The following is a 20,053-nucleotide window of genomic DNA, read 5'->3' as shown; positions in this document are numbered from 1 at the left end:
ACAGAATGTCCGAAACAAAAAATAGCAGGTTCCCCATCTATGCTGTAATTTTTACGGTAGCTTTTAAACTTCTTTTTTTATTAACGCATTATATCCAGGAAGATGCTTTTATCACCTGGAGAGTTGCCCAGAATTTACTGGATTACGGGGTTATTGGTTTCAATGGGGAAACAAAAATTTCAGCTTCTACTACTCATTTATATGTTTTTGTATCCTATTTTTTCAACCTGATCTTTGGAAAGGAGCACTTTATTGTACCAATTTTACTCTTCAATTCTATCCTTTTTACCATAGGAACATTATTTCTTTCTCATCTGGTTCTTAAAAAAGGCTGGCAAAAGGCTGTTTTTATATTTTTAATAGGAATTTTGCCTCCGGCGATCAAAATTTCAATCCTGGGTATGGAATACGGAATTTTATTTTTCCTGGAAATGGCATTGCTGTATTACGGTTTTAATAAAGGAAAAAAATGGGCCTTTATTTTTCTTCCTGCTTTGATCATGTTTACAAGGATCGATACGGTTATTTTCCTCGGAATTGTTTTTCTCGTTGACTTATTCTGGAATAAAAAAATCAGATGGAGCTATGTTTTCGGAGGAGTTCTGGGAGTTTCTCTTACAATGGCTTTCAATTGGCTGTACTTCGGTGAACTGGTAAATAATACCATCACAGCTAAGAAATTATTATACGAACAGGCTTTTACTTTTCAGCAAAACCTCCATTACTTTTTAGTAAGTTTTGGAAATTTCTGGGGAATGCTGAAGGTTCCGGGAGAATTTAATCCGGTAACCATTATCGTATTGATCTTTGAACTGCTTTGCTTTATATACCTTGTAAGGCAGGGACAATCCAGAAATTACTTCCTTTGGATCATCTTTGTGTTCGGGTGGACAAAACAGATTATTTTTATTTCCCAGAAAAGCTTGTTCGACTGGTATTATTGGGTGCCTCAACTTTTACTTTTTGTACCCGTAGTTATATTTGTACTGGAACAGAAAGAGAAAAGAAAACTATGGTTATCCCTGTTAATTATTTTTTATATCCTTCCGATGTTTGCCTTTCAAACTATTCATTCTATTGCCACCGGAAATGGAGAATGGAACTACCGCAGAACAATCGGAATATTTCTAAACCAGTATGAAAAGGATAAAAACCAATGGATTTTACTGGAACCCGCCGGTTATGTGCCATATTTTTCAGGATTGAAAACAATAGATGAGGTAGGATTGGTAGACAAACAGATTCAGGCAGAAATTAAAAAAGATAAAGCCAATTATTGGATCAATACTGTAAAGACAAGAAAGCCCAAATATCTGCTTTCCTATAAAAATTTATATGAAGGGAATACCGCTGATGCTTTTTATTACCAGACCCATTATAGACTTTTAAAGGAGTTCAGGGTAAAGGATCATTTGAAAAGTGATAACAAAATCCTTGAAAAAATTTATAAGTTAAAACCTTCCGGAACGGATTATAATCTATATATAAGGATTGATTAATTGTTGAATCTGCTCTTCTTATTAAGCGATCCGGCTGAACTCTGTAACCTGCTTAAACCTAATACCCGAAATATGAAATACTGTGCTTTTCTCCGTGGCGTCAACGTAAAAGGAACCAATATGAAAATGGCAGACGTCTGTCAGGTTTTCAAAGATGCCGGAATGAAAGAAGTAAGTTCCGTACTTGCCTCCGGAAATATTGTTTTCTCATCAGATAAAAAGGCCGGCGATTTAAAAATAATATTGGAAAAAGCAATGTCTGAGCGTTTTGGCTATGAAGCCTTTCTATTTGTGAAATCTCAGGAAGAAACGGAAATGTTCTGGAATAGCATTCCCTTTGAAAAAGATGAAAATTTCCATCTCTATGCTTTTGTAGGGTTGCCTGGAGTAGAACATGTTCTGATGGATGAATTTCAAAAAGCTTCCCGGACAGAAAACGAAAAAGGAATCATTGTGAATGATATATTTTATTGGCGGGTTCCAAAAGGAAATACATTAGATTCTACCTTTGGTAAGGTTTTAGGAAAGAAAAGTCTGAAAGACCGGTTTACCAGCAGGAACGTCAATACGTTTGAAAAAGTATTGAAAAAAATGGGATAGATATTGTGTGCATTCAGAATTTGAGCGTAATAAAAAAAATTATTACATCACCAACAGAAAAATAAACCATATCATCAATAGGGACGGACTTTAGTCCGTTCTTCTTTTATATAAATTCCATTGGCTTCAGCAAAACCTAACATCTGCGATCTTTTTCTGACAACCTGATACAATTTCCTCCGCAGATTTAGCTGATAACGCAGATTCTTTAAAGAAATGCCTCCAAATTTTTGTCATTTCGTCAGGAATCTTCTTTCCTTAAGCCTAAACTGCACTCTCTCCTCAAATAATTTCCAGGTCTGAAACTTTCTCAGTATTTTTACTGAACTTTTAATTACAACAAAATGATTCAGTATTTAGATAATATTCATCACAAAGATTCAAAAAACTTTTTCCTTATTGCCGGTCCCTGTATTATTGAAGGGGAAGATATGGCACTCAGAATAGCCGAGAAAGTGATCAGCATCACAGATAAATACAATATTCCCTATATCTTTAAAGGAAGTTTTAAGAAAGCAAACAGAAGTCGTGTAGACTCATTTACAACAATTGGTGAAGAGAAGTCTCTTGAAATTTTGAAAAAAGTGGGAGAGACGTTCAATATTCCAACCACTACAGATATTCATGAAAATGAACATGCTGCGCTGGCTGCACAATATGTGGATGTCCTTCAGATTCCTGCTTTTCTGGTTCGTCAGACAGACCTTTTGGTAGCGGCTGCAAAAACCGGGAAATGTGTGACATTGAAAAAAGGACAATTCCTTTCGCCGGAAGCTATGAAGTTTGCAGTTCAGAAAGTGACCGATTCCAATAATCAGAAAGTCGCCATTATTGAAAGAGGAAATTCTTTCGGATATACAGACCTGATCGTAGATTACAGAGGAATTCCTACAATGAGGGAATATGCCCCTGTTATTTTGGATGTTACCCATTCTCTTCAGCAGCCTAATCAAAGCTCCGGAGTGACCGGAGGAAGACCTGATCTTATTGAAACAGTAGCTAAAGCAGGAATTGCAGTAGGTGCCGATGGTATTTTTATTGAGACACATCCAACCCCGGAAACAGCATTATCTGATGGTGCCAATATGTTAAGATTAGATTTGTTAGAAGATTTGTTGCAAAAATTAACAAGAATTAGAGAATCAATTTTGTAATTGTTAAAAAAACATTAATTTTAGAAATTCTTAAAACATTTCTTTTGAAAAAACTAGTTTTACCGCTAAGCCTTATGGTTCCCGTCCTTATTTTTTCCCAACATAGAAAAAAAGATACGGTGGCCACTAAAGTTACCGATATTGAGGAAGTTGTATTCCAGAAAAAAGTAACAGGAAGAACCAATGACATTACCAATGTCAAAATTTCAGCTAAAGAAGCCAAATCTGTGGCTTCCATAAGCGGAGGTATTGAAGGATTGATCAAAACACTTCCTTCTGTCAACTCCAATACCGAGCTGTCTTCCCAATATATGGTACGTGGCGGAAACTATGATGAAAACCTTATTTATATTAATGATATCGAGATTTACAGACCTTTCCTGATCCGGAATTCGCAGCAGGAGGGGATGAGTATCATTAATCCGGATATGGTTTCAGCAGTAAACTTTTCAGCAGGAGGATTTGAACCTAAATATGGAGACAAAATGTCTTCTGCCCTTAATATCTATTATCGTGAACCTGAAAAATTTGAAGTCTCCGGAGAAGCCAGTTTAATAGGTGGGAGGCTCACAACAGGGCTGACATCCAAAAATAAAAAGCTGACCGCTTTATTTTCAGGCAGATACAGGAATACCAATCTTGTGTTGAATACCTTAAAAGAAGATACGGATTTCAATCCTACTTACTGGGATTTTCAATCTTATATCAACTATCATGTTAATGATAAGTTTTCCATGTCATTCATAGGATACTATTCCAAGAATGATTATCAGATGATCCCCCGGGAAAAAAGTGTGACTTTCGGGAGTCTTCAGCAACCTATCACTGTGGATATAGGATATGCAGGACAGGAAAATGACCAATATAAAAACATGATGGGGACTTTTTCCATGAACTATAAACCATCTGATCAATGGAAATTTACCCTGGACAGTTTTGCTTACCAGAACAGGGAAAAAGAATATTATACCATAGCATCGGGGTATAGATTACAGACGTTTGATCCAAAGACAAAAGAACCTGTTACCTCCTTTGATCTGGGAGGACAGACAGAGCATGCCAGAAATGACCTGTTTGTAAGAACGTACGGTACCCAATTCAGGGTAAAATTTTCCCCTAATGTGAATACCGATATTGAAGTTGGATTTAAATATGAGAAAGAAAACCTGAAAGACCTTACCAATGAATGGAAGGTGGTAGATTCTGCAGGCTATAGTCTTCCAAGACCTCATGTAATAGATCCGAGAACCGGTACAACAGGAGGCCTTAAACTGTTTTATTATATTGCCGGCCAGAATAATATTGAGCCTACAAGATTATCGGCTTATGCACAATATTCACAGAAATTTTATTGGGGGGCAAGCAAAGTATTTGTAAACGCCGGGGTACGTGTTGCCAACTGGAGCTTCAATAAAGAAACGATCTTCTCACCGAGATTCCAGTTTGCGATAAAACCTGATTGGGACAGTGATATGTTGTTTAAACTTTCCGGAGGAATTTATTACCAGGCCCCTTTTTATAAAGAGATTAAAGACCTGGATGGGAATTTCAACTCAGATATCAAATCACAGCGTTCCATACAGCTTATCCTTGCCAACGATTATGAGTTTTATATGTATGACAGGCCGTTTAAACTTACCACTGAGCTTTATTATAAAAAAATGGATAATCTGATCCCTTACTATATGGATAATGTAAGAATCCGTTATTCAGGGAAAAATAATGCAACAGGATATGCTTATGGAGTAGATGCCCGCTTATTTGGAGAATTTGTGCCGGGAGTTGATTCATGGTTATCTGCGAGTTATGCAAGGGTATATGAAAATATCGATGGAAAAGGAGATATTCCGAGACCTACCGATCAGAGATTCAGATTTGCTATGTTTTATCAGGATTATATGCCTCAGTTTCCTTCCATGAGGGTAAATCTTACGTTGGTATATGCAATGGGACTGCCTACAGGATCCCCTGTATTGTTTGACAGTAATGGCCAACCTGATTTTAATGCTGCCTATACCTATCAAAAAACATTACCTTCCTATAAAAGGGTAGACATCGGCCTCACAAAAGTGTTTATTGATCCGAAAGATAAAAATAAGAGATCCGGCTTCTGGGGTAATTTCCAGGAATTGACTTTGGGAGTACAGGTTTTTAATGCCTTTAATATCAATAACACGGTAGCCAATCAGTGGATTACAGATTATAATACCAATTATATGTACCCGGTTCCGGTACGTCTTACAGGACGCTTCTTTAACGTTAAACTGGAATTCAAATTATAAAAGCCGGGGATTGTATCAGATTTAAATCTGCCTTACCAGTATAAAAATAAAAGCATCTGAACATTACCAGATGCTTTTTTATTGCCGAATTTTATAACAACATTACAGAATTTTATAACAACGATTTCCCGGATATTTCTATCTTTGTCTCATCATGAAAAAGATTCTTGCCATAGTGTTCTCTGTTTTCTACTTCGGATTTTCTTCCGGAGCAGCTTTCAGCGTTCATTACTGTATGCAGGAATTTGTTTCTGTCAGTCAGAAAACCAGTGATATCTGTGGTAAATGCGGGGTTAGAGATAAAAAAGGATGCTGCAAAACAGAAATTAAAGTGGTAAAGGTTGATGATTCTCAGAAATCTGATTTACTAACCATTAATTTTTTAAGCCAGCTTTCAGAAGTCCCGGTAAAATCTTTATTCACGCAGGCAGACCGTTCTTTTTCGGCCTTGAAATTTACCCGGATTCAAATCAATGCACCCCCGGAATACAGTCCGGTACCCATCTATATCAATCATTGTAATTTTAGAATTTAGAATAGGTCAGTCGTTTCCGGTATTCATAAAAATATCGTTACCAGCGACATGCCCTGACGCATACGTTGCGTCTTCAATTATTCTTTACTTAAAATTAATTCTAAAATATAAAACAATGAAAAAGTATATCATTACAGCAGCCTTATCCTTATTCTCAATCATTTCACTTTCAGCACAATCAAAAAAGGATATCCAGGTTTCCAAGCTGTATCAGAATTATATAGCGATCAAAACAGCTTTAGCGTCAGATGATGCTGACAAGACCTCAAAAGCAGCAACAGAATTCATTAAAACTGCTTCCACAATTGATTATAAATTGGTTTCCGAGGGCAACCTTAATATTTTACGAAAAGATGCTTCTGCCATTTCAGAGGCAAGAACAGTTACTGCCCAGAGGGAAACTTTTATGAATCTTTCGGACAATATGATTGCACTGACCAAGCAGTTCAAACTTTCTGAAAAACCGGTTTATGTACAATATTGCCCGATGGCTGACGGAAGCTGGCTAAGCGATGAAAAACAAATTGCCAACCCCTACTATGGAAAAGCCATGTTGTCTTGCGGAAGCGTAAAGTCAGAAATTAAATAATAGTTTTATTATTCTTTAAATTAAATGGTTGCATAGCTTATGGTATAATTTGCTTTAAGTTATGCAGCTTCTAAAAAGTTTCGAAATATTATGAAAAAATTAATAATGTTTCTTGCCTTTTTCTTTTCTGTTTTTACTTTCGCCCAAACAACAAAAACTTATTATACCTGTCCTATGCACCCTGAAGTAGTATCCCAAAAACCGGGAGACTGCCCTAAGTGTAACATGACACTGGTAAAGAAAACAGTGATTATACAACCAAAAGTTGTAGCAAAAGCTCAGGAGAAACAGATACCAAAGGCAGAAACCAAAACAAAACCTGTTGGAAAAAATAAAGCTAATATTGATAAAAAGATTGATGTTCAAAAAGTAAGGAAGCCTAAAGGACCTGAAAAGACGAATGATACCAGGCCTGATAAGCTTAAAAAAGGATCTCAGGTTTTATCCCAATCTCAGATTTCCTATACCTGTCCCATGCACCCCGATGTGGTTTCTGATCAACCGGGAAAATGTCCAAAGTGTGGAATGAATCTGGTGAAAAAAGAAAACCAAACTCATGCAGCAACTGAAAATCAGGTGATTGGAAGTCCGGTTTTAAAAAGGAATTCTGAGAACGGGAGAGTGAGCTTTGGCGGGAAAACTGTCCGTTATGACCTGTATGTAAAAGATACTATTGTTAATTTCACCGGGAAAAACCGAAGAGCACTGGCCATCAATGGTAAGCTCCAGGCACCTACCTTGTACTTTACCGAAGGAGATACCGCTGAAATCTACCTGCACAATATGTTGAAGGAGAATACAGGATTACATTGGCATGGAGTTATTCTTCCCAATGAACATGACGGAGTTCCTTATCTGACCACTAAGCCTGTAAAGCCCGGCGAAACTCATTTGTATAAGTTTAAAATTTCTCAAAACGGAACGTATTGGTATCATTCCCATGAAGCCCTTCAGGAGCAGATTGGGATGAATGGTATTTTGGTCTTTAAAAAAAGAGATGGAGAACCGAAGACAGAATATAATGCTGAAATTCCCGTATTGCTTGGGGACTGGAGCGATGATGACCCTATGCAGATTGCCAGAAGACTTCATATGGCTAATACGGACTGGTATGCAGTGAAAAAAAATGCTGTTCAGAGCTATTGGGAAGCAATCAAATCCGGAAATTTAGGAACCAAAGCATTGAATGAATGGAAAAGAATGGAGGCTATGGATGTAAGCGATGTGTATTACGATAAATTCCTGATAAATGGACTTCCAAGTTCTACCTATTCTAACCTGAAAGCAGGTGATAAAGTGAGATTAAGGGTTGCCAACGGAGGCTCATCCACGTATTTCTGGCTGAATTATGGCGGTGGAAAAATAAAAGTGATAGGAAACGATGGAAATGATGTAGTTCCGGTAGAAGTAGACCGCTTGATTGTAGGAGTTTCTGAAACCTATGACATTGAAGTAACCATCCCTGAAAATAAAAGTTTTGAGTTTCGTGCCACTTCTGAAGACAGGATAGGGCATGCTTCACTCTGGTTGGGCTCAGGTGAAAAGGTAGAAGCTCCCGATCTACCCAGATTGATGCTTTTTGAAGGAATGAAAATGATGAACGGAATGATGGAGATGAGCGGAAATATGAAGCCGATGAATATGACTATGGGAAATCAGATGATGGATATGAATGAAGTGATGTATCCTGAACTTCCGGAGAGCCAAAGAAAAATGACGATGAAACATATGAATGAAATGATGGGGATAAAAACGAAGGAAGAGAAAAATAAGGAAGATCATTCCCAGCATGCCGGAATGGATATGAAAGAAGAAAAAACGATCAAAAGATTATCTTATAATATTTTAAAATCTCCTGAAAAAACAATTCTTCCAACCGATAGTATCCGTGAAATGAAGTTTACACTGGAAGGAAATATGAATCATTATCTATGGACATTGGATAATAAAACAGTTACTGAAACAGACAAAATCCTGGTAAAAAAAGGAGAGATCCTTAGAATTAAAATGTATAATAATTCTATGATGCGTCATCCGATGCACCTTCATGGTCATGATTTCAGACTGATCAATTCGAAAGGAGAATACGCTCCCCTGAAAAATGTGGTTGACATTATGCCGATGGAAACTGTTACGATTGAATTTGCCGCTAACCAGGATGGAGACTGGTTTTTCCACTGTCATATCTTATACCATATGATGGCCGGAATGGGAAGGGTATTCAGCTATGAAAATTCAAAACCCAATCCACAGCTTCCGAATAGAAAACTGGCCTGGAAAAACTTCCTGAAAGATAATAAGATGATCAGTTCTATGGCAATGTTAGATGTAGCAAGCAATAAAATACATGCCGAAACCATGACGATGTTCGGTCCGAGATGGGCTAATTTGAATGAGTTTCATTCTAACTGGGATTTCAATCACTTTGAAGGAAATGTAAAAGTAGGAAGATTCTTAGGAAAGTTCCAGTGGGCTTTGCCTTATGCTGGATTCAGGGTTCAGAAAAATCATGAAATCATGGAAAGGCAAATGGCTGAAGACAGAGGAATGGATTTTCATGGTAAGAAAACCTGGTTTGGACAGCAGAAGGCATCAAAAAGTAAATATGCTTTTATTGTGGGGATGCAGTATGTATTACCTATGTTGATCACCGCTGATGCAAGTATTGATCATAATGGAAAAGTATTATTGGAATTAAGCCGCGAAGACATTCCGCTTTCAAGAAGGTTAAGAGGAAACTTCAGTGTCAATTCTGACGGAGAGTTTTCAACAGGAATACGGTATATCGTGCAGAAATGGTTATCTCTTTCCGGAAACTATGATAATGAAATGGGGTGGGGAGCCGGAGTTACTTTAACCTACTAATTAAAATCTGATATACAACGACTGCTTCATTGAGGTGGTCGTTTTTAATTTGAACTAATTTCATTTAAAATATTCCTTATTCTATTTCAGAATTTCGTCAATCTGTTTAATATGACTATTTAGAAGTTTTTTTGTTTCAGAGTTTTGTACTGTTTAACGAAAAATATTCAAAATGGACTCAAACTTTAAAGGTCGTTTTTTTTCATTCATCATCTTGTTAATAGTATACACTGCCACGGATCTTAATGCTCAGAACAGGATTATGGGATTGATTTTAGATTCCAATCAAAAGAAGCTCATCAATATCCCTGTTATCCTGACATCTATAAAAGACACCCTTTCTTCTCAGCATACTCTAACTGATAGCATCGGAAAGTTCCGTTTTGAGATCAAAGAATCCGGATCTTATTCTATCTATGTTAAGACACAGGATTTTAAAGAGTATAAAGGCCCGGCTTTTTATCTGGATATCAATGGTGGTGTAAAAGAATTACCTTCAATTGTATTACAGGATAAGTTCACCTCTGTAGAGGAAGTAGTCGTTACCGGTAAAAAGCCACTTTTTACTCAGAAAACGGACCGTCTGATTTATCATGTCAATAATTCTCTGGCTTCCCAGGGGGGAGACGCAATAGATGTATTAAAGAATACTCCTTTATTAAAAGTAGATGAGGCTGATATTTCTATGATTGGGAAAAATAAATTGAATGTGCTTATTAATGGAAGGCCGGTTGAGCTTAAAGGAGAATCCTTAATTTCTTATTTAAGTACTATTTCCAGTGATGCAATTTTAAAAATTGAAATTATTACAACACCGCCGGCAAAATATGCAGCGGAAGGAAATGCCGGGCTTATCAATATTATTTTAAAGAAAAATCCAAATTTAGGTTGGAATGCAAGCTGGAATTCTTCTGTTACTCAACGTACTTTCTTTTCAAGTAGAAATAATGTTAATTTAAACTATCAGACCGAAAAGTTCAGCCTTACAGCTAATTTCCTATATAATAATAACAGAACAGCAGCTTATGAAAAAGATCAAAACTCATTTACTGATAATTTTTTCAGTAATAACAGGCAGGATAAAATAACCAACTTACAAGATTTTGCTCCTTCTATTAATTTTAATTATAAATTTAATGACAAAACAGATCTGTCATTAATTTATGAATACAACGGATCTGACTTTGCTTCCGATGATCAGTCCAAAAGCTTATTTTATGATAATTCTGTTTTAAAAAATGAATTATTAAACAAAGGTTATGGCACTATAAAAAATGATTTCCACCGTATTCACGGATATATTACTCATAAGCTGGATCAACAGGGAAAATCTATCGATTGGGGTTTTCAATGGCTGGATAATAAAATTAAAAATGAAAGAAACAACCAGATCAATAATAATCAGGAATTGTCTGCTACAAGTAATTTTTCTTTAAACAATTATAGGCTGGGAATTTCAAATTTAGATTTTGACCTTCCTTTTAATCATATCAATATTAAAACCGGAGCACGTTATACTTTTCTGAATAATAATAGCGATGTTCGTTTTTTTGATATAGCAGACGGTGTATCTGTATTGAATCCTGCACTTACAAACATGTTCAACTATAAGGAGGACATCTGGTCCCTTTATGCTTCTTCAGAGATAAAGTTGGGCAGTAAATGGACTGTTCAGGGAGGGTTAAGGTATGAGAGTACTTATTACAATGGAAAGTCACAGACCAATAATGAAACGACAACCAGAAGGTATAATAATTTTTTTCCAAGTTTTTATATCACCTATGGGCATTCTAAAAAATCGACCTATTCTTTTAAATACTCAAAAAGAATTAACCGCCCTAAACTTGAGCAGCTTAATCCTTTCCAATGGTTCATTAACCCTTTTCAATACGTAGAAGGTAATCCGTTATTAAAGCCTTCATTTTCATATAATTTTGAATTTACCTATTCGGATAATTCAAATTTAAGTCTTACAGTATACCATTCCATTACCAAAGATCAGATCAGCTATATTGCACAATTTTTAGATAATGGTAAAATACAGCGTTACAGCTATTACAACCTGCTAAATGTTTACCAATACGGAGTATATGCGAATTATAGCTTTACTAAGTTAAAAAATTTTGAAAGTCAGTTTAGCGGAAGTTATTATTGGCAAAAAACAAAATCCCAGGATCTTTCATTGGTTCCTTCCACAAGCGGGCAAGGTGCCCGTATTTCATTGAACAATACCTATAAATTCCGGAATAATTCTGTACAACTAAACTATATGCATAACTTTCCAAGCTCTGACGGTACTTTAAATACTAATGCCTTTGGTTTTTTAACATTAGGCTTTAAAAGATCCTTTTTAGATAAAAGATTGGATCTTGGAATGACTCTGTCTACGATCATTAGTAAAAGAAACGAAATTACATACAGCAATGTCAGAAATAATGCTTCATTAAATGGACAGAATGAATATGATTATCAAAGCATCCGTTTCAATTTAACTTATAGGTTTGGTAACAATAAAGTTAAGGGGAGTAAGCAGAAAATTGAATACGAAGAGGCTTCCAGGATTAAATAATATGACTAAGTTTGTAATACCAGATGTAGATTACTAAAATGACCGAATCTTTATGAAAAAAGTATTGCCAATCCTGTTTATTCTGTTTCTTCTGGCTCTATTCAATAGCTTTCAGGTTTACAATTATTATATTGTCAGGATTAATGGGGATATTAATTTCTATGATATTCCGACCCATATTTCCACCTTTTTGTATTCATTAGGTTCTTTTGGGATTACGTTAATGGTCTGGAGATACCTGGGAAGGCTTGTTGCCAGTAAGCTCAAATTTATCTATGTCTTTTTATCAGCCATTCCGTTATTTGGACTTTACGCATCGATTGTCTATCTTATGATAAGGAATTATTACGGAGCTCCAACCTCTTTAGAAATGCTTTGGGGTAATTTTATTTTTACACTATCCTTATCCCATTTTTATATTTCAGGACTTACGATTGCGTATCTTTTTTTTATTGAAACCAATGAACTGAAAGAGAGACTTATGGAATCTAAATATGAGATTGAAAATATGCAGCTTCAGATGCTGAAGAAAAATATAGAACCTCACTTTTTATTTAATAATCTGAGTATTTTATCTTCTTTAGCCCGGAAAGATGTCAGTCATATTGATGAATTTATTGAAAATTTAGCGGATGTCTATCGTTATTTTTTAGTGCATAATGCGGTGGATAGTGTTTCACTGAAGGAAGATTTGAAATTTTTAAAAAAATATATTGCTTTAACAACAGAAAGGTTTGGCAATTCCTATTCAATTGTTCTTAAAATTGATGATCAGGAAGGTGATATTATTCCCTTTGCATTACAGATATGTCTGGAAAATGCAATTAAGCATAATGAAGGTAATGAAGCAGATCCGTTGGTTATTGAATTCATAAGAAACGGAGATATGATCACGGTAAGAAATCAAATCCGTCCTGTTGAAATGTATTCAAATACAGGGCTTGGACTTTCAAATATTGCTAAAAGATATGACCTTATTTATGGAGAAACTTTAACCTACGGACCGTTTGATAATTATTTTATCGTTGAATTACCCGTTATTACAAACAAATAATTTTTAAATATGGATATTGTATTAATTGAAGATGAGAGTCTTAGTGCTGAGCAGCTATTATTTTATATTTCCAGATATGATCCTTCTATCGTTGTGAAAGCTGTATTAAAAAGCAATAAAGAAATCAATGAATGGTTTGCTGTAAACCAGGCCCCATCTTTAGCTTTTTGTGATATTAACTTACTGGATGGCAATATCTTTTCTTCCCTGCATAATAATATGATTACCTGTCCTATTATTTTTACAACTGCTTTTGATAATTTTTATCAGGAAGCTTTTGATAGTAACGGGATTGCTTATTTATTAAAGCCCATTAGTTTCAAGAGTTTTGAATTGGCAATGGATAAATTTAAAAGGCTGACTCCGGCTTCCGTTCCAATCGACTGGTTGACTATTTCCTCAGTAATAAAGAAGCTTAGTATTCCCTATAAAGAACGTATTCCTGTTAAAGTTAATGTGAATACAATACTTTTAGAGGTTAAAACTATTATGTATGTTTCAACTCATCTGGGAATTTGTAAGGCAACCGATAACAAAGGAAAGACCTATGAGTTCCGGCAAAAATTTTCTGAACTGGTTGAATGCTTAAATCCTGATATTTTTTTTCAGATAAACAGGGGAGAAATAGTTAATATTAATTTTATAGAATTAATTGAGCCTTATTTTAATGACCGGCTATCAATTAAAATAACGAATCATCCCGGACGTCTCATTACTTCGGTTGCTTCAACTCCCGGATTTAGAAAATGGATTGACCGTTGAGTCTTGATGAAATTGAGTTTATAGTGTCAGAATATAGCTTTCCGATACTTTTTTAAACCCATATCTGTTGAAAAACTGATGGGCACCATGATTATTCACTCCGCTTTCCAGCAGGATGAAGCTGATATTCCAGTTTTTAGACTCCTCAATAGCTTTTTCCAATAGTTTACTTCCAAGAGATTGTCCTCTTACAGACTGATCTAAAAGCATATCCTCCAGAATTGCATACTTTTTAAACGGACTGTTGATCACATTGAAAACCATCATACCGACAATTTCTGCGTTCTCATTTTCTGCAATCAAAATATTCAGCTTAGAGCTGCCATCGGAATTGAAATCTGTAAGGAGCTGTTCCGTTAAAATTATATCAAGGTCCGGGTTCCAATGCTGAGTGTTTAAAGCTCTGCCAGACATTATTTCGCCATGGGAAATATAGGAGTCTGTTTTATGTGTAATAAAAAAGTCTACAAGTTCCCTGACACGTGCTTTATTTGTAAGCCATTGGGTGGTATATTTCATGAGGTGTTATTTTAAATTTTTAATTTATTCCTTATCCTGTTTATTGATAAAGCTACACTAAATTAATTATTCCGGTTCTATTACAGATAATAATGGATATGATTTTAATTAGTTTGTATGGGCTTCTGTATTGTTACAAAAAAGCGGAGCCTGAAAACAGACTCCGCCTATAACGTTTTGTTACGCTAAATTATTTACCCAAATAAGATTTCAGGATCTTGCTTCTGGTATTGTGTTTTAGTCTCTTAATTGCTTTTTCTTTAATCTGACGAACTCTCTCCCTTGTAAGATCGAAAGTTTCACCAATTTCTTCTAAAGTCATCGGGTGTTTTCCGTTCAGTCCGAAGTACAATCTTACTAAATCAGCCTCTCTTGGCGTCAAAGTATTCAATGCTCTTTCAATCTCAATTTGCAGAGATTCAAGCATCAGATCTTTATCCGGGCTAGGAGATTCTCCTGAACGCAATACATCATAAAGATTAGAATCTTCACCTTCTACTAAAGGCGCATCCATAGACAAATGTCTTCCGGAGTTTTTCATCGATTCTTTAATATCCTCCTCGCTCATGTCAAGAACTTCAGCCAGCTCTTCCGGAGAAGGTGGTCTTTCATTTTCCTGCTCAAGGTGAGCGTATGCTTTATTAATTTTATTGATGGAGCCAATTTTGTTCAACGGTAGCCTTACAATTCTTGATTGCTCAGCCAGCGCCTGTAAAATTGATTGACGGATCCACCATACTGCATAAGAGATAAATTTGAAACCTCTAGTTTCATCGTACCTTTTTGCCGCTTTCATTAATCCTAAGTTACCTTCATTAATCAAATCGGGTAAAGAAAGACCTTGATTTTGGTATTGTTTAGATACAGAAACCACGAAACGAAGGTTGGCCTTGATTAATTTCTCCAATGCAGCTCTGTCGCCTGCACGTATTCTTTGTGCCAGTTCTACTTCTTCGTCCGCAGTAATCAGTTCCACTTTACCAATTTCCTGCAAATACTTGTCTAATGAAGCAGTTTCCCTGTTGGTAACCTGCTTAGTGATTTTTAATTGTCTCATTTATTTTTATCCTCAAAAAAGAGTTACTATATAATATACGTTTGAGAGAGTAAAAAGGTTACACGGGTTACAATATTTTTATAAAAACTTAAGTATAAAGGCTGGAAGCTGGAAGAAAGGGGCTGGAAGTCACTTTTCAGTTATGTAATTATTGACAGTTACTTTAAAAAAACATACGGAACGACCTGTTTACAGCCTCCTACTTTTAACCCTGAGCTCAAATTTTTAAACAAAAAAAACGAAACCGAAGTTCCGTTTATAGATTTTAAAAGAGGTTTATTAAAAAAGTTCGTTTAAAACTTTTGCTAATCTTAACCCCCCGTATAAAAGTTGTCTTTCAAGAGTGTCATTGAATTTGTACTGATAGTCGTAGGACAATTTTGATCCGTCAGGAGTCTGTGCATAGATTCTGTTGGCAATTTTATGCGAATCATACAGCCAGTCCTGCAGGGTTCCGGCCTGAATTTGTCTAACCTCTTCTTTCGGTTTAATGTCCAAAAGCCTGGCATATTCTGTATAGCTGTATTTCTGAGAATCTACCAGCTTTCCGTCCCATACTGAATGCAAATTGGTTTTGTCACCAAAATAAGTAACGTTGATTTTATTTCCTCCCAGGTCTTCAGCCCTTCCCACGTGTAAAGGTTGTGCAAGATCACCCATAATATGGATCAGGAAAATAAGTGCAATCTTCCTGTCCTTTTCAGAAGTGTTTTTATCCCTGATCTGGCTGGATAAGGTATTTACCTGGGTATAAAGACTTGGGCCTGCCTGTGCTTTTAAGTTTTGTTCAAAAGCCTTGAAATCTGTCTGAGGATCAATGTTTACATAATGCCATGATGAAGCCTGTTTCCAAACACCTGTGGTATCAGATTTGATGAAATCCGGCCAGTTGGCCCAGTAAGCAAGGCGTTCCTTGCCCATGATTTTTCTGATTTCCCTTCTTGCTTTTCCGGAGAGATGGTTTTCCGCAATCTCTGCAATTACTCTATGCCCTGTCAATCCCCATGGATAAGAATAAAGTGAAGAGGCCATGAATGCTAAAATCAAAATTTTAGAATAAATACTTTTCATTTTAAATAACAATTTTCAGTCTGCAAAGATACGGCCCGTTTCTGAATCAGCATTAATTATCCCTGATTTCTTTTCTGAAATGGATGTTAATAAAAATTAATCTGAAATAAAAGACATTTTTACAGCATGAATTCATGTTTGTTTCTGCAAAAACGGTATTATAGTAACCAGAATGAATGAAAACAGTACAAGAAAGTAAATAAAAATAGTAAATATCTGATATTGAATATTAAACTTTAAATATTAACCATTGAAAAAGATTTCTTTTACCGTATTTTCACGGAAATTACTGAAAATTTTTCCTACTAATATCAATAATTAGTATTTTTAGAATAAAATTATTGGCGAAATACTTTTTCAAACTTATGAGATATATTATCTTTACAAGTCATAATCACAGGAAACACTATGCATGAGAATAATATTGTAGATATGAATTACAATAAGCTGCAGACAGACTTTAAAGCGGAGGCTGTAGCAGTGAACCTTTTGAAATATCATAGGGCGGTAAGTAATATATTTATTGAACGGATCGGGATCAATGACCGTGCTTACCTTAAAGACATTAAAAGCATTTCGAGCAGTTATTTAGGATTTGATGAAGAGGTTTTTACAATAGAATGTTACAGGGAAGGAATTTACGATTATCTTCCGGAAGGATTGTTTCATCCACCATCCCTGGGCGCCTCCAGAAAAAATGTCGATACTATTGTAAGGGAAATCCGGAAACAAAAAAGAGTAGAGGAGGATGCCCGCAGGTTTTTCCGGCCTTTTGAGCTGGAGGTATTTTTCACTGAGATCAGCGCCCTGCTTAAAGAGTCGGAATTTGATATTACAAGTAATACGGATTCCTTGCTGGAAACGGTAAGTGAACTTTGGCCCCTGATTAAGATGCTGGACAAGCAAAATGCCTATATTTTTATGCATATTCTACCTTTTTTTCATCAGATCAGAGGAAGTAAAAGGTGGTTTGAAAGATGTATGACTGCTTTTCTCCAGGTCCCGGTGGAAGTGAGCTTTTCTCCTAATGTTATTGACCGGATAGAGGAGAATGATGATTCCATGCTTCTGGGAAATTCAAGATTAGGGGTAACGTATATCCCAAGCGGAAAACATATGGACGGACAAAGGAATTGGGTGGTGAATATTGGTCCGATTCCCTATGAAGAAATGAAAAAATATATTCCCGGAAGTCCGTTCAGGAAAGTACTACAGGCACTGTATGATTATTTTCTTCCTGTCACTGTAGATGTAGAGGAGAATTTTGTGACAGAAAAACAGGGATACTCATTCAGTCTTGAGGATGATGAAAGAAATGCCAGCCGCCTTGGTTACTCTACTTTCCTCTAGATTATTTTATTATATTTACAGCTACCAACAAAGTATAAATTCGAAAAGAAACAAATGGAAATTTCTTCAGTAAAAGGTATTTTTTTAAGGTATATATTAATGCCTTTAATCGCGGTAATTATGATGGTTATACTGGGTATAATCAGAAGGAATAAACCTGCTATAAAAATTAAAGTAATTATTGTATACGTCCTGTTATGCGGTTTATGTCTTGCTCTTCCAGGGGTTTTCGGATTTGCCGATAATCTTTTTAATCCGTACTGGTATCTTATTGCGCAGGTGATCTACCTTATTTTTGGAATCATCCATGTGAATTTGCTGCATAAATATTTTAAAAAACATATTGATTCCGTTGCGATGAGCATCTTGTTTGAATCTATACTTTCATTGACCTGTATTGCTTTTGGCGGATACCTCTTTACCCTGATCTTTAACTGGATGAGCAAAGGGTTAGGAAATGCGGTAATGGCGGCCACCAGCATGCTGATCTTTCTGGTTCCTATGGTATTTTATTATTGTTATATCCAGTTTATCAGCATTCCTTTCGATATTTATAAAACATGGAGATATTCTCCGGAACAAAAACTCCCGGATTTTGAGGGTGCGGATTTTGACAGATTAATGGTTCTGAACGTAGAACTAAGCAAAAATTTAGAAGATGCCAACCGGTTCAGAATCAAAGCTAAAACCCTTCCGACCGGTGTGACTTTTGGAGACTGGTTTTATAGGGTCGTGGATGACTACAATCATAAGAATCCGGGGTCTATCATTCATCTTTCAGACCAGGAAAGGGAACCCTATTATTGGATCTTCTATACTAAAAAATCGTTTTTCAGCTTTAGAAAATATATAGATTTTGACCAGGACATTTCAACAAACAACATTTCTGAAAATGAAGTAGTGATTTGTAAAAGAGTGGTTCAGCATGAAGAGGAAGGTGTTTCCAGAAAATCATAATCACAAAAAAATTAAAAGTATTAAACATGATACAGCCTATTAAACATTTTGCAATCAATTGGGTGGATGGGATGAAGGTTTCCCAAAGGCACCTTAATGATCAGGATAATTTCTTAATCGATACTATCAGAGATTCCAATTCACTGGGAATTACTACATATAATTACGGTCTCCTTCCTATTTCCAACGAATATACAGACCGTACGATTTTTGACGTTCACAATACGGCTACCAATGATGTACAGCTTGTCATCAAACGTTGTAGTGCTGTTACTATGGCCGGATACCGTATTGAACTGAATGACAGAAGAATCAGCGTGAAGTCATTAGCGAAGTCAATGAGCGAAGAGCAGGCTGACGGTGAATATTATATTCTGATTTCAGTAAATCCTTTTGATAAGGTTCCTTTTGGAGATATTGACCCGGAAGAAATTCCACCACGCCATCCCAATGCGCAACCTAATCATCATATCGAACTGCTTCCGGTAACTTCGCTGAACAGCAGCTATTCAGGAGGTAATTATCTGATCATCGGAAAAGTGGATCTAAGGGCAAATATTGCTCAGGTGGATTCTAATTTTATTCCCCCTTGTACTTCTATTCAAAGTCATCCGGCTTTGACCGATTATTATAATAGTTTTGCTAAATCTATTGGTAACCTGCAGCAATACGCATTTAAAATTATTCAAAAAGCATCCCATAAAAACCAGAATACGGCATTGGCGCAAAATGTTAAGTTTTTGTGCAGCACCATGGTGAATACTTTTGGAGATATGTACTTCCAGTTCAGAAACATTATCCCCTGGCAGCCACCGGTATTTCTGATTGAATCCTTTGCAAAACTGGCCCTCCACTTATACAATTCGACCCAGCTTCTGGTACCTGCCGAATTGGAAGAAATGCTGAATTACAGTCTGGAGTGGAGTGAAATTGCACCTCACACCTTATTAAACCAACTTTCTATTGTGGCAGAGACCAATTATGATCATCACAATTGTGGAGAACCATTACTGTATATCCAGCAGATGCTGAGAAGCCTTGAAACAATTTTCTCGAAATTAAGCGAGCTGGATTACATCGGACAGAGAAAAGAAAATATTATTGTTAATGAACAGGAAGTTTCTTCCAATACCAATCCAAAAAGAGGTTGGAGTGTTCTGGATTAACGAAAATTTTTGAAAATACAGGTC

Annotated in this window: 16 protein-coding genes; 13 read left to right on the top strand and 3 right to left on the bottom strand. The window is 36.0% G+C overall.

What is annotated here, in order from left to right; all coding sequences use genetic code 11:
* Positions 1-5 precede the first annotated feature (5 nt).
* The 10 genes from OK18_RS18215 to OK18_RS18170 all read left to right on the top strand — a co-directional run bounded on the left by OK18_RS18215 (position 6) and on the right by OK18_RS18170 (position 13,909).
* Complete coding sequence (locus OK18_RS18215; RefSeq protein WP_053328933.1) at positions 6-1,499, top strand: hypothetical protein; 1,494 nt, start codon at positions 6-8, stop codon at positions 1,497-1,499.
* Positions 1,500-1,571: 72 nt separating this feature from the next.
* On the top strand, positions 1,572-2,099 hold the full coding sequence (locus tag OK18_RS18210; protein WP_053329427.1) for a DUF1697 domain-containing protein: 528 nt from the start codon (positions 1,572-1,574) through the stop codon (positions 2,097-2,099).
* Between the two features lie 344 nt (positions 2,100-2,443).
* Complete coding sequence (gene kdsA, locus OK18_RS18205) at positions 2,444-3,253, top strand: 3-deoxy-8-phosphooctulonate synthase (protein ID WP_050020898.1); 810 nt, start codon at positions 2,444-2,446, stop codon at positions 3,251-3,253.
* A gap of 44 nt (positions 3,254-3,297) precedes the next feature.
* Positions 3,298-5,535, top strand: coding sequence for a TonB-dependent receptor plug domain-containing protein (locus OK18_RS18200; protein WP_053328932.1), 2,238 nt, complete (start codon positions 3,298-3,300; stop codon positions 5,533-5,535).
* A gap of 154 nt (positions 5,536-5,689) precedes the next feature.
* The gene (locus tag OK18_RS18195; RefSeq protein ID WP_228377653.1) at positions 5,690-6,070 is read left to right on the top strand and encodes an HYC_CC_PP family protein; all 381 of its coding nucleotides are present in this window, start codon (positions 5,690-5,692) and stop codon (positions 6,068-6,070) included.
* A gap of 115 nt (positions 6,071-6,185) precedes the next feature.
* Positions 6,186-6,659 (top strand): DUF3347 domain-containing protein, encoded by a 474-nt coding sequence (locus tag OK18_RS18190; RefSeq protein WP_050020900.1) that lies wholly within the window; start codon positions 6,186-6,188, stop codon positions 6,657-6,659.
* Between the two features lie 105 nt (positions 6,660-6,764).
* Complete coding sequence (locus OK18_RS18185) at positions 6,765-9,524, top strand: multicopper oxidase domain-containing protein (protein ID WP_053328931.1); 2,760 nt, start codon at positions 6,765-6,767, stop codon at positions 9,522-9,524.
* A 172-nt stretch (positions 9,525-9,696) separates the two neighbouring features.
* Positions 9,697-12,093, top strand: a complete 2,397-nt coding sequence (locus tag OK18_RS18180) for an outer membrane beta-barrel family protein (protein WP_053328930.1) — start codon at positions 9,697-9,699, stop codon at positions 12,091-12,093.
* A 52-nt stretch (positions 12,094-12,145) separates the two neighbouring features.
* Positions 12,146-13,147 (top strand): sensor histidine kinase, encoded by a 1,002-nt coding sequence (locus tag OK18_RS18175; protein WP_053328929.1) that lies wholly within the window; start codon positions 12,146-12,148, stop codon positions 13,145-13,147.
* A gap of 9 nt (positions 13,148-13,156) precedes the next feature.
* Positions 13,157-13,909 (top strand): LytR/AlgR family response regulator transcription factor, encoded by a 753-nt coding sequence (locus OK18_RS18170; RefSeq protein ID WP_050020906.1) that lies wholly within the window; start codon positions 13,157-13,159, stop codon positions 13,907-13,909.
* An 18-nt stretch (positions 13,910-13,927) separates the two neighbouring features.
* Here the strand turns inward: OK18_RS18170 and OK18_RS18165 are convergent, their stop codons facing one another.
* From OK18_RS18165 to OK18_RS18155, 3 genes are all read right to left on the bottom strand, one after another.
* Complete coding sequence (locus tag OK18_RS18165; RefSeq protein ID WP_053328928.1) at positions 13,928-14,428, bottom strand: GNAT family N-acetyltransferase; 501 nt, start codon at positions 14,426-14,428, stop codon at positions 13,928-13,930.
* A 190-nt stretch (positions 14,429-14,618) separates the two neighbouring features.
* Positions 14,619-15,485, bottom strand: a complete 867-nt coding sequence (locus tag OK18_RS18160; protein ID WP_002979276.1) for a sigma-70 family RNA polymerase sigma factor — start codon at positions 15,483-15,485, stop codon at positions 14,619-14,621.
* A 279-nt stretch (positions 15,486-15,764) separates the two neighbouring features.
* Positions 15,765-16,556 carry a S1/P1 nuclease gene (locus tag OK18_RS18155; protein WP_053328927.1) on the bottom strand — a complete coding sequence of 264 codons (792 nt, stop codon included), beginning with the start codon at positions 16,554-16,556 and terminating at the stop codon, positions 15,765-15,767.
* A 432-nt stretch (positions 16,557-16,988) separates the two neighbouring features.
* Between OK18_RS18155 and OK18_RS18150 the strand changes: the two genes are divergently transcribed.
* The 3 genes from OK18_RS18150 to OK18_RS18140 are packed head-to-tail and all read left to right on the top strand — an operon-like array spanning position 16,989 to position 20,029.
* Positions 16,989-17,906 (top strand): type VI secretion system baseplate subunit TssG, encoded by a 918-nt coding sequence (locus OK18_RS18150; protein WP_228377651.1) that lies wholly within the window; start codon positions 16,989-16,991, stop codon positions 17,904-17,906.
* A 54-nt stretch (positions 17,907-17,960) separates the two neighbouring features.
* A complete protein-coding gene (locus OK18_RS18145) occupies positions 17,961-18,863 on the top strand; it encodes a TssN family type VI secretion system protein (protein ID WP_053328925.1) in 903 nt (300 codons plus the stop codon).
* Positions 18,864-18,889: 26 nt separating this feature from the next.
* On the top strand, positions 18,890-20,029 hold the full coding sequence (locus OK18_RS18140; protein WP_050020910.1) for a hypothetical protein: 1,140 nt from the start codon (positions 18,890-18,892) through the stop codon (positions 20,027-20,029).
* The last annotated feature ends 24 nt before the right edge of the window (positions 20,030-20,053 follow it).

The sequence above is a fragment of the Chryseobacterium gallinarum genome (genome assembly GCF_001021975.1).
GTDB lineage: Bacteria > Bacteroidota > Bacteroidia > Flavobacteriales > Weeksellaceae > Chryseobacterium > Chryseobacterium gallinarum.
The sequence above is the reverse complement of the archived record's forward strand: the minus strand, read 5'-3'. Positions and strand labels throughout refer to the sequence as shown.

Excerpts from the sequence above, each read along its gene's own strand:
- OK18_RS18165 (WP_053328928.1), bottom strand. The coding sequence starts at position 14,428 with ATGAAATATACCACCCAATGGCTTACAAATAAAGCACGTGTCAGGGAA.
- OK18_RS18195 (WP_228377653.1), top strand. The coding sequence starts at position 5,690 with ATGAAAAAGATTCTTGCCATAGTGTTCTCTGTTTTCTACTTCGGATTT.
- OK18_RS18140 (WP_050020910.1), top strand. The coding sequence starts at position 18,890 with ATGATACAGCCTATTAAACATTTTGCAATCAATTGGGTGGATGGGATG.
- OK18_RS18160 (WP_002979276.1), bottom strand. The coding sequence starts at position 15,485 with ATGAGACAATTAAAAATCACTAAGCAGGTTACCAACAGGGAAACTGCT.
- OK18_RS18150 (WP_228377651.1), top strand. The coding sequence starts at position 16,989 with ATGAATTACAATAAGCTGCAGACAGACTTTAAAGCGGAGGCTGTAGCA.
- OK18_RS18180 (WP_053328930.1), top strand. The coding sequence starts at position 9,697 with ATGGACTCAAACTTTAAAGGTCGTTTTTTTTCATTCATCATCTTGTTA.
- OK18_RS18175 (WP_053328929.1), top strand. The coding sequence starts at position 12,146 with ATGAAAAAAGTATTGCCAATCCTGTTTATTCTGTTTCTTCTGGCTCTA.
- OK18_RS18170 (WP_050020906.1), top strand. The coding sequence starts at position 13,157 with ATGGATATTGTATTAATTGAAGATGAGAGTCTTAGTGCTGAGCAGCTA.
- OK18_RS18145 (WP_053328925.1), top strand. The coding sequence starts at position 17,961 with ATGGAAATTTCTTCAGTAAAAGGTATTTTTTTAAGGTATATATTAATG.
- OK18_RS18155 (WP_053328927.1), bottom strand. The coding sequence starts at position 16,556 with ATGAAAAGTATTTATTCTAAAATTTTGATTTTAGCATTCATGGCCTCT.
- OK18_RS18210 (WP_053329427.1), top strand. The coding sequence starts at position 1,572 with ATGAAATACTGTGCTTTTCTCCGTGGCGTCAACGTAAAAGGAACCAAT.
- OK18_RS18215 (WP_053328933.1), top strand. The coding sequence starts at position 6 with ATGTCCGAAACAAAAAATAGCAGGTTCCCCATCTATGCTGTAATTTTT.
- kdsA (WP_050020898.1), top strand. The coding sequence starts at position 2,444 with ATGATTCAGTATTTAGATAATATTCATCACAAAGATTCAAAAAACTTT.
- OK18_RS18185 (WP_053328931.1), top strand. The coding sequence starts at position 6,765 with ATGTTTCTTGCCTTTTTCTTTTCTGTTTTTACTTTCGCCCAAACAACA.
- OK18_RS18190 (WP_050020900.1), top strand. The coding sequence starts at position 6,186 with ATGAAAAAGTATATCATTACAGCAGCCTTATCCTTATTCTCAATCATT.